The sequence below is a fragment of the Pseudoalteromonas sp. CR1 genome (assembly GCF_019392235.1).
Classification (GTDB): domain Bacteria; phylum Pseudomonadota; class Gammaproteobacteria; order Enterobacterales; family Alteromonadaceae; genus Pseudoalteromonas.
Genome location: NZ_JAHXRM010000532.1, coordinates 1 through 245, shown reverse-complemented (window position 1 = coordinate 245; position 245 = coordinate 1). Strand labels below are relative to the sequence as shown.

The 245-nt window shown below is 61.6% G+C and carries 1 protein-coding gene; it reads left to right on the top strand.

What is annotated here, in order from left to right; genetic code table 11:
- A partial coding sequence (locus KZZ04_RS20435; RefSeq protein ID WP_219424068.1) for a cbb3-type cytochrome c oxidase subunit I occupies positions 1-245 on the top strand: 245 nt, incomplete at both ends.

The following is a 245-nucleotide window of genomic DNA, read 5'->3' as shown; positions in this document are numbered from 1 at the left end:
CGCTGCACACCAACGCGGTGATCTTCGCCTTCGGCGGCTGCGCACTGTTCGCCAGCTCCTTCTACTCGGTGCAGCGCACCTGCCAGACGCAGCTGTTCGCGCCGAAAATTGCCGCGTTCTGCTTCTGGGGTTGGCAATTGGTGATCGTGCTGGCAGCCATCAGCTTGCCGCTGGGCTACACCACTTCCAAGGAATACGCCGAGCTGGAATGGCCGATCGCTATCCTTATCGCCGTCGTCTGGGTC